The organism is Massilia genomosp. 1, assembly GCF_011682185.1.
GTDB classification, from domain to species: domain Bacteria; phylum Pseudomonadota; class Gammaproteobacteria; order Burkholderiales; family Burkholderiaceae_D; genus Telluria_A; species Telluria_A rubra.
The window spans coordinates 1-13,606 of record NZ_WHJF01000038.1; the positions used below are offsets into that span (position 1 = coordinate 1).

Sequence of the window (13,606 nt, forward strand, 5' to 3'; positions counted from 1 at the left end):
CGCGCGGCGCCAGCGGAATGTCGATGACTTGCCTGCGCGCCGTGACGCGGGCGCCATCGGCCGGCAATTGGTGGTGGCAATGATCGCATTGGCTCGGCAGTGGATGGACGACGATCTCGGTCGGTTGTGCCGTTTGCATCAGCGTCGTTCCGTCGTGGCCCGGCTGCCCGCCGACCTTCTTGTCCGAGGGCTTGCGCAAGGATTTCGTTTTCTTCTTTTTCAAGCCATCGGCCGACGGCGGCACACTGGAATTGTGGCTGTCCTTGCGGATCGATTTACCGGCCAAGGCCTCTTTGACCTGTGCGTGCAGTTTCTCGATCAGCTTGTCTTTTTCGGGATGCGAGAGAGTCGAGAGGTCGGGAAGAGGGGCAAGTTTTACCATGACCGGCATCATGCCCGGATATCGGAATGTTTACAATTGCGCGTTTACAACGGTCAGGGCTAAACAGTTACTCGGCGCGGTGGTCTGGATCCTTCGCAAGTGCGTCTGGTGGGTACCGGATTTCTCGGTGGCCAGGTACCACGATGAGCTGCTGGCCCTGGACCGTCAGATGCGCCAGGGCGAGCCCTTCGTGAGCTACTCGACACGTCACCTCATCGAGGCACGGCGGTGAACCGGACCTGCTCTTTCGAACGGCCGCTATCGGCCAACAAAAGCGGCCCCTCATACAATTTTAGGATACTTCAGCTCATGGGACTCGATGCGGAGGTCATTGCGATCGGAGCGTTTTCGCAGGATGTTATTGGGGCGCTAGAATATCATCCCGACTATTATGCGAGCGTGGGTGAAGGCGAGATTGTATTCGTGCACGTTTTTCTTGCATTTACCTCGGATGCTAGTCATGCTTTAGCCAAAGCTTTTGGCGTTGGCGCTATGGACCTCGGGAAGCATCACCTGAATCCTCATGCCGCGCGCATAAACGACCTGATCGAGCTGTTTGGCGTAGACGACGTGGAGCAATTCATTGTATTGCGCGATAATGGCTTTAACTTCTATTTTGCGCCTAATGCCTAAACCTGAACTTTCATCAAAGGTCCGCTTTAGGGCGAAGCTGCCTTTCGCCAACGAGCAGCATACTGTCGAGTAAAATGGCAACATTCGGCCAGAAGCGGACCTCTCCTTATCAATGGTAACGCCTCCACTGATTGCTGTCGCTTGACCAGTCACCTACCCCAAACGTAAAGTAGAGTAGAGTAATTTCAGATAGTAATCACGCCATGCATCCCTACACGATTGACGATCCATTTGAAGCACCGCTGTCGATTTCCGTCGACGTTACGATCGCTTTTCCAAGCGGACCACGATGGCTGTCTTTCGCAACGCCGCAGCTGTTAAATGATGTCGGCAATATCGTCGACGGCAGTGACGCGAGAGTGCATTTGGGTGAACTGCACCTGATCGTCGTAAGCGAACTCAGCGCCGCTATAATTGACTCCGTCCTTCGCGAGTTGTATAAGGCCGGTGAGCTTGAACGAAGAACCTTGGCGCTGTAATCGACGTTTGCTTGCCTGACAACGCATCCTCTACCACGGTCATGGCCCGCTTGCCTGCGCGCTGGAGCGACGCTTGGACGCCACCGCCACCCGGTCTCGCACTGAGACCCACTTCTCGAGGATCAACCACGCCATGGCGACCGAACCTGTCACGCTATTTGCCGAAGCAAAAAATCCCGCACTCGTCATCGCTGTGCTGCGGAAAATGAATGCGGTGTACACCATCGTCGGGACGGATGACGCGTGGAGCGAGATCGTCGTCACCACCGGCGCAGCGCCGCAGAAGAAGCAACTGCGCCTCTCGCACGATCCCGCTTACTACAGCGGGGAAGGATGGCAGCGTCAGATGAACGGCATGCGCGACTATTTCTCGCGCTTTCCGGAGGCGCCGGAACAGGCAAAGGTGCTCGCCCTGACCGAAAAATTCGGTTTCGCACTGGGCACGATCTGCGATCCCGATGCCGAATCCGGCGACGAACGGTACGACTTGTTGTCGGCGATCGCCGTAGCGCTGGACGCCGTATGGTTCACCCCCTCGTCCATGCGCGATGCACATGGCAGGGTGCTGTATGGCGTCGACGTGTCGGAACGCGATCCCGAGGCCAGATGGCCGGCATACACACCCATCGTGCCGGTATCGAACACCATCACGAACCAGGCGCTGGCGTTGAAACAACGCGTCTTCAGCGAACTGGCTTCGCTCGGCTTTCAACCGGCGAATTCCTTACCCCTGCCTGAACTGGACCTGCGCTTGCGCGATGCGCACGCGCTATGCACGCGGCTGATGGCATTGCAGGTCGTGTTTTCGTGGGCGGCGATGCCTGAACACGTCGGCGCAACGGCGCTCCTGGAGGGATATATCGAACGCAACAATCTGCGTGCATCGATGACGGAAAGCGAACTTGTCCTGGTCGATCTGCCGCGCGAACAGGCGCAATCGCTGTACGGCAATACGGTTGGATGGCGGCTGGAAAACATGTGGGCGCTGGCATGGATTGCAGGCTTCGAGCAAGCGCCGGAGCTCGCTGCCAGCCAGATTTCCGACGAGGTCATCGACGACATGCTGTTCGACTTCCTGCCGGGCTGGGATGACGACGCCGCCGACTTCGCGGCGTCCGTAGCGTTGCGCCCGGCCAGCGCGGTCATCGAGATGGAGTATCGATTTTATTGTGCGCACAATGCGGTCAGAAGTGCGCAAATGGGCGCTACGACCGTGCCCGCCGGGTTCGATCCCATCGCGCATGGCGGCGCCGTCCACGAACGGCGCCACGCCCTCACGTGGGCGCTGGCGCCAGGAGATGAGTGGGATGATACCGATCTGAGCACTTGACGCGGCGGCTCAGGCATCGGACACGCCCTGGCCCGTCGCTCGCATGATGCGGGAAGCCACGTCATCGTCACCGGGCGTCGTCAGCATCCCGGCGCCCCGGCCAACGCGGTGATCATCAAGGTGGCTCGCATGCGCGTCGGTTTGGAATACCGATCGGAACCGTGGTTGGCAACGCCCCTGCGGCCATTCTTTTATAAGGAGCTATATCTTGCAAGTGCGCGTCGTACTCAACAGTTCAGACCAAATGGATCCTGCGGCAATCGTTTTGACCATCAAGCCGTATTCTGGCGCGATTGAACCGGAGCTTAAAGAAATTAATGGTTGGCAACTTATTTGTGTTACTTCGGAGCAGTTCAAGCGATGGATGCGGAACAGCCTGATTAATTGCCAGTACGATTTCACACCTGGGCAGCCACGTCTTGACCGGCTTTCCCGGATTTTTCAGGGGCAGCCAGAAGACTCTGGCATCGAGGTCAGCTGGGTCAAGATGCTCGGCGACGATTCATTTGAATTTCAGGACGGGCGACATCGAGCTTGGTGGATCGCCCTGCGCGATCCGGAATTCGTGCCACTGTTGGTTCCGGCATTCCAGCATGCCAGGTTCGAGACTTTTTTCAAGTCCTGATTAGAAGGTTCCATGAACAGCAAGGTCATGATCATCACCGGCGGCGGACGCGGAATTGGCGCGGCAACCGCCTTGAAGGCGGCAGCGCGAGGCTATGCCGTTTGCGTCAATTATTTGAAGGATGCGGCGGCCGCGCAAGCCATCGTCGGGCAGATTCACGCGGCCGGCGGCACGGCCATCGCGGTGGCGGCCGATGTCAGCGACGAAGACGAGGTCGCGCGGCTGTTTCGCAGCGTCGATGAGCAGCTCGGCACGGTGAGTGCGCTGGTCAATAACGTGGGCGTGCTCGAAAACAAGATGCGCATCGTGGAGATGGACATGGCGCGCCTGAACCGCATATTTTCAAGCAACATCACCAGCCAGTTCCTGTGCGCGCGCGAGGCCGTGCGGCGCATGTCGCGCAACAATGGCGGCGCGGGCGGGGCCATTGTGAATGTATCGTCGGCCGCCGCGCGCCTGGGGGCGGCCGGCGAATATGTCGACTATGCCGCCTCCAAGGGCGCGATCGACACCTTCACCACCGGGCTGTCGCTGGAGGTCGCCGGCGAGGGGATCCGGGTCAACTGCGTGCGGCCGGGATTCATCCATACCGACATTCATGCCAGCGGCGGCGAGCCCGGCCGGGTGGACCGCTTGCGCTCCATGATCCCCATGCAACGCGGCGGGCAGGCCGACGAGGTGGCCTACGCCATCTTGTGGCTGCTCTCCGACGAAGCATCGTATGTCACCGGCTCGTTTCTCGATATTGCCGGCGGCAAATGAGGCCACCGCCGCGGTTTTGCACATCCAGCCCCACGCGTGGTGCGCTCGCTCATTGGGCGCCGGCGGCGACAAGTTCATTCGCGGCCAAGCCACGCCTGCCGCCCAGGGGCAGGACCAGGGCATGATCGACGACCGTGCGACGCCGATGGAAAAACAGTAAGAGCGCTTGCCGATGAAGCGTACCGCGACAGTCCCATTCACCCGGTCCCCCGATTCCTTCTGGCTCGTTTGCCCGGCGGGCGAGGCTGGCATGACGGTCCGGCCCTATGTGTCGCAATGGGGAGAAAGCGGGGAACTGCTGTGCCATGCCGGCGGTGTGCTGATGGGCAGGCTGCTGTCGCGCCACGCCGACCCAGCCGATGTGCTGACCATCGCTTTGCTTGCGCGCCTGGAGCGCACGCGTCCCTACGACTGGCCGAGCGCCGATGACTTCCTGCACGCCTTGTTGCGCATCCTGCGGCAGGTCCCCACGGCCATGCTGTCGTGCGAGCGCGATACCGACCAGGCAGGGATCGACCATCTCGCCAGCTACGGCGAGGTGGAACAGGCGCTCCAGCTGCTCATGCGGTATTGCCGGGATGACGGCGACGTCTGCCCGAATTTCATCTATCCCCGGCCGGCGCTTGCGTAAAAACGCCGTTAGCGCCAGACAGGGTCGCTTGCGGCCTGGCGTGCCGGCACGGCGCCGGATGCTGGCCTTGACGCAGGTGCTTACAGGGCGTTGAGCGCCTGCAAGGCCGACGCATCGAGCCGCAGGCCACCCGCCGCCACATTCTCGCGCAGGTGCGCTACCGACGAGGTGCCCGGTATCACCAGGATATTCGGCGCGCGCTGCAGCAGCCACGCCAGCGCCACCTGCATCGGATTGGCATCCATCGCCGCCGCCACCTCGTTCAGGACGCCCGATTGCAGCGGCGAAAATCCGCCCAGCGGGAAAAACGGCACATAGGCGATGCCCTGCGCCGCCAGCGTATCGATCAGCGCATCGTCGCCCCGATGGACCAGGTTGTAGTGGTTCTGCACGCAGACGATCTCGGTCATCTGCTGCGCTTCGGCCACCTGGCGCGCATCGACATTGCTCAATCCGATATTGCGGATCAGCCCATCTTTCTTCAAGTCCGCCAGCACCGCCAGCGCCGCGCCGATCGACGACCCATCGGCGCCTTCCATACCGGGCGCGCGAAAGTTCACCACGTCGAGCGCGTCCAGGCCCAGGTTCTTCAGGTTGCTGTGTACGGCGTCGCGCAGTTGCGCCGGCGATGCCGCCGGAAGCCACGACTGGTCCTCGCCGCGCAGAAAGCCGATCTTGGTCACAATGGTCAGATCGTCGCGGTACGGATGCAGCGCTTCGCGAATGAGTTGGTTGGTCACATGCGGGCCGTAAAAGTCGGCCGTGTCGATATGGTTGATCCCCAGTTCAAGCGCCTCGCGCAGCACGGCCACGGCGGCGGCGCGGTCGGTCGGCGGACCCCACACATGCGGGCCGGCCAGTTGCATGGCGCCGTAACCGATGCGCTTGAAATGACGGTCGCAGTGGGCCGGCGTGAATGGGTGTTGGGAAGGCGAATAGGTGTTCACGGAAATCCTTGGCTGGGGTTGGATGGATGAAAGTGCGACCTGCGCGTCGCCTGCAGGTCGTCCCATGCACACAGTCTAGCGGGGATCATTGCATGTGATAATCGGGGTAATCGCGCACAGGTTGTACACAATTGCGCACAATGAGGATGGCACCGATGAGCACAGAACGCCCTTCCATGGCCGATTTATCGACTTTTGCGCTGGTTGCGCAGCACCGCGGCTTTCGCCAGGCCGCGCGCGCCAGCGGACAGTCGGCCTCGGCCTTGAGCCAGGCGCTACGGCGGCTGGAAACGCAACTCGGCATCCGCTTGCTGGAGCGCACCACCCGCAGCGTGGCGCCGACCGCCGCCGGCGCACTGTTGCTGGGCCGTTTGCAACCGGCCTTGACGCAGGTCGCCAGCGCGCTCGATGTACTCAACGAGCTGCGCGACAGTCCGCGCGGCACCTTGCGCCTGAACGTGCCGGTCAGCGCGGCGCGCCATTTCCTGCAGCCGATGCTGAGCCGCTTCATGGCACTGTATCCGGACATCATGCTCGACATCGTGGTCGACAATAATTTTGTCGACCTGGTCGCCAGCGGCTGCGACGCCGGCATTCGCTACGGCGAGCGCCTGGAGCAGGACATGATCGCCTTGCCGATCGGACCGCGCACGGAACGCTTCGCCCTGGCCGCCGCGCCCGCCTACCTGGCGCGGCGCGGCGTGCCGCAACACCCGCGCGAGCTGCTGCGGCACGCCTGCCTGCGCGGCAAGTTCCTCAGCGGCCTGGTGTATCCGTGGGAGTTCGGGCGCGACGGCCAGACCCTCACGGTCGACCCGGGCGGGCCGCTGATCGTCACGCCCACCGTGGCCGACCTGGCGGTGCATGCCGCCGTGGCGGGGCACGGATTGATCTACCTGTTCGAAGACTGGCTGGCGCCCTACCTGGCGTCGGGCCAGTTGCAGCCGGTGCTGGAGGAATGGTGGCTGCGTTTTCCCGGCCCGTTTCTATACTACGCGGGCCGGCGCCACCTGCCCGCGCCCTTGCGCGCTTTCATCGACTTCGTGCAGTCGCCTCCGCCGGCTGCGCCCCCACTCCTGGCGGCCGGTTCCGCATAAGCGGGCGATACGCTATCGGCGCTGCCTACCACGCCAGCGCGGCAGAAGCATATTCCTTCATCGCGTTGTCGAAGTCCTCCCGGCACTCTTGCACTGTTCCGAACGTACCGCACTGCGCAAGATGCAATTGATCATCAATACCGTTGAAGGTATCGAAACGATCGGTGAATGCGAACATGCTCGTAACCATCATCGCCTTGAGCAGCGTGCTGTCGAGGTCGGCGTCGGCCGATTGCATGTGCTTCCTAAGCACGCCGAGCAAGGCCCGGCAGGCCAGATCCCGATCCGCTTCGCCTTGCACCGCTTTCAGATCCGCAATTAACTGCGCCAGCGGCTGTTGCCAGGATAGTTCGATCATCTCGCCGGGCGGTTCGTCCATCCGGTCGATCACCGCTACCGCCCATGCCCTGGCCTGGTCGGCTTGCAGGACGCCGCTCTCCAGGCCCACGCGAAAGTACAGTGCGGCGGTTGCCAGGGATGCTGCCATGTTGACTCCAAACAAGAGATAACTTTCATCCTATCCTGCGTTCGCCGGCAGGGCCCGAGGCCAGCGGCGTTAGCATTTTTTTACCATTTTCACCACAGTGACAATGTGTGAGATTGCCTGTAAATACGCCACCTATACTCAGTGAGTCACTTGTTCGATGTTCTCTGGAAGGATGCAACATGGACTCTCTACCCCCGCTCCCGCCCCGCTTTCGGCCGCGCCCCTTGTTCGCTGCCATTTCCCTGCTGGCGTTCAGCTGCGCCGCCCTGGCCGCCGCGCCCACCGATCCGCGCCGCGCCGCCAACGGCCCCGGCCCGTCAGACATCGTGTTCCCCTCGATCGACCCGCCCGACATCAAGCCGGCGCGCGCCCCGGCGGTCGATCTGCGCGCCTTGCCCAAGGGCGCGCAAGTGTCCCTGCCCAGCCAGGACATGGGCCACATCTTCATGCGCGTGCCGCCCACCCTGGCCGACACCTTGTCCTCCACCGAGGTGGCCGATAAAGTGATCGCGCCGCTGCTGGCCGCGCTCAAGTTCGACGGCGGCCTGCGCCGCTTCGGGCGGGTCCCGGAAACCGGCCTGGAGCAGGTGCGCCCGCAACTGGCCGGCGTGGCCGAGCTGCTCGCCACCGAATACCAGGGCAATGAAAAAGCCACCCGCCCGCGCACCCTCGACATGGTCGACGCCTTCCTCGGCAAGCGCGCCCCCACCGACGATGTCGAGCGCAACCTGTTGATCGCGCGCGGCCTGACCTTCGCCCAGTTCAAGGCCGACATCGAGCGCCAGGAAATCACCTATCCCTTCACCCAGGTCGAAGGCGGCGTGCCGATCGAACACACCCTGCTGCTGGCCTCGCGCTGGGAAGGCCAGGGCGTCACCAGCGTGCGCGGTTCGCTCATCAACCGCTACAGCCTGGCCAACGCGCGCCCGCAAAGCGCCGAAGGGGCCGAACTGCGCGCCTATGCGGCCCTGAAAACCGTGCGCGGCATCGACAGCGTGGACGGGCGCCGCGTGAGCGATGGTCCCTCGCTGGTGCTGCTGCCGTATGGTAACGACGCCGCCGGCGGCGTCGCGCTGCGCTACGCCTGGCGCATGGTCATCGAGGGCGTCAGCTTCGGCCGGCCGGTGCCGTTCCGGGTCTGGTCCGACGCCGCCAGCGGCGCCATCCTCAAAATGCGCCCGCTGGTCTCGGACGTCAGCGCCACCGGCACGGTGTGGCGGCGCGATCCCGGCACCGGCGCGACCCAGGTGCGCAGCTTCGCGGTCGACCCGGCGGTGGGCGGCCAGTACACGCTCAAGCTGGCCGGCGTGGTCTCGCGCGTGGACCACCAGGCCGACGGCTTCGACGCCCAGGACGTGTCGGTCTCGAGCACCCTGGGCGGCAGCAGCGCCACCCTGGCCAACTTCAACCAGGCCCCGATCAACAACGGCGCCACCGGGATCTGCGCCAGCGGCGGCAACCCCACCTTCCAGCAGGTGAACTATTTCGGCGTGTTTCATCTGAACTGGAAGCAATCGATCTCGCACGGCATCTTCACGCCCTTCCCGACCACCCCCTGGAATCCGCGCCTCGAATCGGTCTCGGCCGGCTGCAACGCCTGGTCCAGCATGGACTTCGGCGCCTGCCAGGGCTACTTCGACGCCGCCTGCCCGAATTTTTCGGATGGCACCGCGAACGCCCCCAACTACATGAACTTCGCCCACGACAACACCATCGTCGGCCACGAACTGGCGCACAACGCCGTGCAGCGCTTCACCGACGGGCGCCCGGCCAACTGGTGCGGCGTCGGGCCGTGCCCGATTCCGGTCGGCATGGGCTTGATGCACGACCTGGCCGACGCCTGGGCCGACCACTTCGACAACACCAACTGCACCGCCGGCTGGACCGCCAAGAACCTGGGCGGCGTCAACGCCAGCAATAACTGCCAGGGCAGCCGCGGCCACCACGAGGGCGGCGGCTTGCCGCGCCTGCACGAAGTGAGCACGCCGTTCAATCCCGCCACGCCGGGCGACCATTTCCCGGAACACCGCGACCTCGCCAGCGGCCCCTACGCCGACATGCAGATCGGTTCGGCGATCCTGTGGCAAGTGCGCGAGGGCATGCGCAGCAAATGCCGGCCGTCCGGGCATCCGCAGTATTTCGTGCGCTTGACGCGCGCGCTCAAGAACGCCGGCCTGTCCGGGGCGGTGGGCGGCGGCGACCGTGGCATCTATAACCTGCTGCGCGACCTGGAACTCGAAATGGTCGAGCAATGGGCCACCTCCGGCCTGCCCGGCGGACCGCCGGCGTTTGCCCACAACGGCAACCACACCACCAACAAGGTGCTGGCCGGCTTCGCCAAGGGCGGCGTGTTCGCCATGCCCTCGGCCTGCATCGACAACGACCCTGGCACCTCGGACGCGGCCATCTGCCCGACCGGCGAGAACGGGGGCGACGCCGTGATCGACATGAACGACAACGATCTCGGCGACGACTTGACGGTGGACGGCATTACCCACCGCGAAACCGACTTCCTCAAGCTGGGCGGCCCGGCGCCGACCTTCCAGGTCTGGACCGGCCCGCGCTTCCGCTTTACCGGCACCGGCGCGCGTCCGGTCAGCGGCACCGCGATCTGCAACGCCAAATATATCGTCGAGGCGTCCACCGACCAGGCCTTCTCGCCCGCATCGACGGTCAACAGCGGCTGGATCAATGTCGACCTGAACACCGCCACCCCGGCCTCGCCCGAGTGCTCCGGCAGCTGGACCCCGAACGCGGCCCAGTGGACCACCCTGCAGGCCGGCGGGCATCTGACGCGCGTGTACTACCGCACCCGCACGCGCGACGCCCTGGACGCCAACGAACGCCTGTCCACCTCGCCCGGCGCCGGCCTGTGGACCGTGCCGCCGCCGTACGCCGTCATCACCACCACCGGAGGGTCCGACTACTGATGCGCACCTCTTCCAAACTGAACGGGCGCCTGCTCGCCGCCCTGCTCGCCTCCCTTGCCTGTGGCCAGGCCGGCGCCGCCGCCGTCCCTGCGCCGGCGGCGCGCCGCGTGCTCGATCCGCCCCTGGCGGGCGCCGCCATGACCGTGCTTGACGGCCGCCTGTGGGTGGCCAGCCGTGGCGGCGGCCTGATCGGATTCGAACGCGGGGCGCGCAGCATGCGCTTCGATCTCGGGCAGGGCTTGCCGTCGGCCGTGGTGCAGGAGCTGGCCAGCCTGCCCGATGGCCGCCTGGCCGCCGGCACCCAGGCCGGGCTGGTCTTGCTCGACCCGCGCAATGGCGCCAGCGAGGCGATCGCGCCGCCCGGCATGGATGGGCACGACATGACGGCCGACCTGGTGCTGGCGGCCAGCCGGGGCAGCTCGGTGCTGTTCCAGCTCACTGCCCGCGAGCCCGACGGCGCCGAAGGCCAGGCCGGCGCTTCGCTGTGGCACTGGGACGGCGAGCGCGTACACGCCTGGGACCCGGGCCTGGGCGGGGCGCTGGTGGCCACGGCCGGCACGGTGGACCGCGGCGACGGCTGTTTCCACGTGGCCGGCATGCGGGTCGATGGCGCGGCGCAGCAGCCCTGGTACGCGCGCCAGTGCGGCGCCCAGTTGCGTAGCTGGCGCCTGGCCGAGGGGGCGCCCGCCGCCACGGTCGGCATTGCCGCCCTCGCCCGCGCGCCGGATGGCCGCTCCAGCGCGCTGGTGATGGTCACCCAGCCATCGGCCGACCCGGCCTCGCGCCGGCACGTGCTGATGACCCTGGACGAAGACGGCCGCCTTCGACCTCACTGCTCGCAGGCCAGCTTCAGGGAGCCGGTGACCGGACTGCTGTACGCGGGTCCCGAACTGGTCGTCGCGCGCGCCGGCGCCGGCGTGCAGGCGTTCGGCTGCGGCGAGCCCAGGCCGCTGTCCGACGACGCCCGTGTGAGCAACGCCACCGCCCTCCTCCGTGACGCCCGCCTGGGCCTGCTGGTGGCGACCGATGCCGCCGTCTGGCAACTCGGTGCGGACGGCGCGCCGCTGGCCATGACGCCCGCGCCGGGGCGTGAAATTCCCAGCGACGCCCTGCCGATGGAAGCGAAAGCGAGCGGCGATCTGGTGCTTCTCAGTTCGCCCGGCGCCGGCCCGCTGGAGCTGGCGCGCACCCCTAGCGGCTGGCGCGTGGTGCGCCAGTGGCGCGCCGGCGTCGACCTGCCGGCGGCCGTGTACGGGCCGGTCGCCTACGCCGGGCCGGACCAGGTGCTGGCCGTGCAACTGTCGCAGGGCCTGCTGCGCTTGCGGCAGGGGCAAGCGCAAGCGGTGCCGCTCGACGCCGGCGCGCTGCCGCTCGATGTGGCGGTCACCCCCGGCGGCATCTGGATCGCGGCCGGCAGCACGCCGTTCGGCGGCGCTGCCGGCCTGCACTACCTGGGCAACGATGGGCTGGCCCGCTTCGTGGCGCTGCCCGACCGCCAGGCGCAGCCGAGCGGGCGCCTGCTGGCCTGGCCCGACGGGCGCATCTGGGCTGGCACGCGCATGGGCATCATCGAAGCCGATGCCAAGGGCGCTGCGCGACGCATCTCGGCGGACCGGGTCGAAGCGCTGTTTCGCAACAGCACGCGCAATATCATCGGCGCGGTTGGCGCCAGCGTGCAGCGCTGGGATGGCGAGCGCATGGTGCCGGTGCTGTTTGCGATCGAGCCCAAGCCGGCCCGCGCGCTCGGGCATCCGGTCGACCTGGTCATCGACGACGCGGGCCGCTGGGTGATTCTGTTTTCAGGGGGGCAGGTGATTCTGCTCGACGCGCAGCTGCGCCATGTGGCCACGCTCGACGAGCGCGCCGGCATTCCCCCGTCGAGCCGGCGGCTGCTCTACCTGCCCGGCTCGCGCGAGGTGCTCATCGGTTCGGCCAGGGAAGGGGTGTTTTCCTTGAGCTGGCCTTGAGGTGCGATCTTAATCGCAGATGTAATCGTCGGTGCCGGTAAACTTGAAGCACTTCGGTTTCCGGTCGGTTCCGCTCATGGTGGCCAGGCCGGTGCAATACGCGACGTGGTGCTTGTTACCCCATGACTTGATGTCGGCCTGGTCGCCCAGCAGATCGATCTGCTGCTTGAGCGTGTTGGCGTCGTCGGCGACGCAGGCGTAATTCGCGTAATCGCGCCTGGTCTTGTTATCCGGATAGATCGCAAGGTCGTCTTCGAAGCCTTTTTTCATCCTTTCCCAGCTGACCCCGCCGGTGGTGAACATGGCATTCGGTTTCCAGTCTTCCGTGTAAAGGCGGGCGTAGACCGCCTGCCCGAAGCGTGGCCTGGTCAGTTCCGCTGCCGTGTTCACGGCCTGGTGCATTTCCTGGTCGGATCCGTACCATTTCGCCGCATGATATTCCTTGTTGACGACATGGAAATTCATGTAATACGGATCGAGCTTGACCGCCCTGGCGTACATGGGTTCGAATTTGTCGTGGCGCCATCCCTGTGCCAGGCCGATTTGCAGCATGCCGGAATACCAGGCCGGATTATCCCTGGCCAGCGGCGCCAGTTTTTCGAATTGGCGCCTGGCGTCCGCCATGTGGTATTCGAACGATTTGCGCGCGCTGTCATTGAGGGTCGAGCCGGCGCCGCGTCCGCGCGCATACCAGCCGTAATTGACGGAATACAGCGCGAGCGCCAGTTTCGGCGCGCTCGATGTCGGCGAAGCCGCCTGCCAGGCCGACAAAGCGGCTTTTCGGGATTGCCATTCCTCCTCGGTGCGCTGCGAACTGCCGCAGCCGACGAAGGACTTGGCTATTCCCCTGAAAAACAGCGACAAGGCCGAGATACCGTCCGGAGCTGCCGCGTTTTTCACGGAAGATTCCTGGTACAGCTTATCGAGCTGCTTGTAGTTCTTGTCCAGAAAAACCTGGTTGATCGCGTCCGTCACCTTGTCCTCCGGCCGCATGGGATCGGTGTCGGAGCAGGCATGGGCCGGCTGCGTGGATAACACCAGCAACCCTGACAAAACGGACGCCATTTGCTGAACTGTGATTTTCATGTAGATCCGCTATTCGATTTCATCATAAAAGACGGGCCGCGATGCCGCCCTGGCGCTGGTCGAGAACCGGACAGTCCAGTCGCAGCGCATGGGGGCACTTGCCAACTGCGCCAGAGCGACCAGGGCATATCAACTTTGAGAGCCGCCATCATGTCGGAAGTGCCAATTTTGCGCAAATCATATTTCTTCTTGCTATTTTAGAAAAGCCTGCGCCGGTTTGTCCGATACCGACCCCGGCGCGCACACAACA

General features: G+C 64.7%; 14 protein-coding genes. 10 read left to right on the forward strand and 4 right to left on the reverse strand.

The genetic code is table 11. The annotated features are described in order from the left end of the window. A partial coding sequence (locus tag F1735_RS15720) for a DUF6444 domain-containing protein (RefSeq protein ID WP_222852999.1) occupies positions 1-394 on the reverse strand: 394 nt, incomplete at its 3' end. On the opposite strand from F1735_RS15720, the gene F1735_RS15725 reads away from it, so the two are divergent. From F1735_RS15725 to F1735_RS15755, 7 genes are all read left to right on the forward strand, one after another. Continuing rightward, positions 381-614 (forward strand): hypothetical protein, encoded by a 234-nt coding sequence (locus F1735_RS15725; protein WP_222853000.1) that lies wholly within the window; start codon positions 381-383, stop codon positions 612-614. The two genes, F1735_RS15720 and F1735_RS15725, sit on opposite strands and share 14 nt — an antisense overlap. Before the next feature lie 77 nt (positions 615-691). Continuing rightward, positions 692-1,015, forward strand: coding sequence for a hypothetical protein (locus F1735_RS15730; protein ID WP_167237811.1), 324 nt, complete (start codon positions 692-694; stop codon positions 1,013-1,015). Positions 1,016-1,218: 203 nt separating this feature from the next. Further along, positions 1,219-1,494, forward strand: coding sequence for a hypothetical protein (locus F1735_RS15735; protein ID WP_167237812.1), 276 nt, complete (start codon positions 1,219-1,221; stop codon positions 1,492-1,494). A gap of 73 nt (positions 1,495-1,567) precedes the next feature. After that, a complete protein-coding gene (locus tag F1735_RS35515; RefSeq protein WP_187364263.1) occupies positions 1,568-2,824 on the forward strand; it encodes a DUF4272 domain-containing protein in 1,257 nt (418 codons plus the stop codon). A gap of 208 nt (positions 2,825-3,032) precedes the next feature. Beyond that, on the forward strand, positions 3,033-3,449 hold the full coding sequence (locus F1735_RS15745) for a hypothetical protein (protein ID WP_167237810.1): 417 nt from the start codon (positions 3,033-3,035) through the stop codon (positions 3,447-3,449). A 12-nt stretch (positions 3,450-3,461) separates the two neighbouring features. After that, positions 3,462-4,211, forward strand: coding sequence for an SDR family oxidoreductase (locus F1735_RS15750; RefSeq protein WP_167237813.1), 750 nt, complete (start codon positions 3,462-3,464; stop codon positions 4,209-4,211). 172 nt (positions 4,212-4,383) lie between these two features. Beyond that, complete coding sequence (locus F1735_RS15755) at positions 4,384-4,842, forward strand: hypothetical protein (RefSeq protein ID WP_167237814.1); 459 nt, start codon at positions 4,384-4,386, stop codon at positions 4,840-4,842. Between the two features lie 80 nt (positions 4,843-4,922). Here F1735_RS15755 and F1735_RS15760 read toward each other — a convergent pair whose 3' ends face one another. Further along, positions 4,923-5,789: an oxidoreductase gene (locus F1735_RS15760; RefSeq protein WP_373888533.1), complete on the reverse strand. Its 867-nt coding sequence runs from the start codon at positions 5,787-5,789 to the stop codon at positions 4,923-4,925. 155 nt (positions 5,790-5,944) lie between these two features. On the opposite strand from F1735_RS15760, the gene F1735_RS15765 reads away from it, so the two are divergent. Further along, positions 5,945-6,886 (forward strand): LysR family transcriptional regulator, encoded by a 942-nt coding sequence (locus tag F1735_RS15765; RefSeq protein ID WP_167237816.1) that lies wholly within the window; start codon positions 5,945-5,947, stop codon positions 6,884-6,886. A 25-nt stretch (positions 6,887-6,911) separates the two neighbouring features. Here F1735_RS15765 and F1735_RS15770 read toward each other — a convergent pair whose 3' ends face one another. Next, entirely contained in the window at positions 6,912-7,373 is a 462-nt protein-coding gene (locus tag F1735_RS15770; protein ID WP_167237817.1) for a hypothetical protein, read from the reverse strand. Between the two features lie 179 nt (positions 7,374-7,552). Here F1735_RS15770 and F1735_RS15775 point away from each other — a divergent pair, with 179 nt between their 5' ends. Further along, positions 7,553-10,303, forward strand: a complete 2,751-nt coding sequence (locus F1735_RS15775; RefSeq protein WP_167237818.1) for a hypothetical protein — start codon at positions 7,553-7,555, stop codon at positions 10,301-10,303. After that, positions 10,303-12,270 carry a hypothetical protein gene (locus tag F1735_RS15780; protein ID WP_167237819.1) on the forward strand — a complete coding sequence of 656 codons (1,968 nt, stop codon included), beginning with the start codon at positions 10,303-10,305 and terminating at the stop codon, positions 12,268-12,270. Before F1735_RS15775 ends, F1735_RS15780 begins: the two co-directional genes overlap by 1 nt. A gap of 9 nt (positions 12,271-12,279) precedes the next feature. Here F1735_RS15780 and F1735_RS15785 read toward each other — a convergent pair whose 3' ends face one another. Further along, complete coding sequence (locus tag F1735_RS15785; protein ID WP_167237820.1) at positions 12,280-13,356, reverse strand: hypothetical protein; 1,077 nt, start codon at positions 13,354-13,356, stop codon at positions 12,280-12,282. Positions 13,357-13,606: the final 250 nt, after the last annotated feature.

Excerpts from the sequence above, each read along its gene's own strand:
- F1735_RS15765 (WP_167237816.1), top strand. The coding sequence starts at position 5,945 with ATGAGCACAGAACGCCCTTCCATGGCCGATTTATCGACTTTTGCGCTG.
- F1735_RS15735 (WP_167237812.1), top strand. The coding sequence starts at position 1,219 with ATGCATCCCTACACGATTGACGATCCATTTGAAGCACCGCTGTCGATT.
- F1735_RS15725 (WP_222853000.1), top strand. The coding sequence starts at position 381 with ATGACCGGCATCATGCCCGGATATCGGAATGTTTACAATTGCGCGTTT.
- F1735_RS15755 (WP_167237814.1), top strand. The coding sequence starts at position 4,384 with ATGAAGCGTACCGCGACAGTCCCATTCACCCGGTCCCCCGATTCCTTC.
- F1735_RS15770 (WP_167237817.1), bottom strand. The coding sequence starts at position 7,373 with ATGGCAGCATCCCTGGCAACCGCCGCACTGTACTTTCGCGTGGGCCTG.
- F1735_RS15750 (WP_167237813.1), top strand. The coding sequence starts at position 3,462 with ATGAACAGCAAGGTCATGATCATCACCGGCGGCGGACGCGGAATTGGC.
- F1735_RS15785 (WP_167237820.1), bottom strand. The coding sequence starts at position 13,356 with ATGAAAATCACAGTTCAGCAAATGGCGTCCGTTTTGTCAGGGTTGCTG.
- F1735_RS15730 (WP_167237811.1), top strand. The coding sequence starts at position 692 with ATGGGACTCGATGCGGAGGTCATTGCGATCGGAGCGTTTTCGCAGGAT.
- F1735_RS15780 (WP_167237819.1), top strand. The coding sequence starts at position 10,303 with ATGCGCACCTCTTCCAAACTGAACGGGCGCCTGCTCGCCGCCCTGCTC.
- F1735_RS15775 (WP_167237818.1), top strand. The coding sequence starts at position 7,553 with ATGGACTCTCTACCCCCGCTCCCGCCCCGCTTTCGGCCGCGCCCCTTG.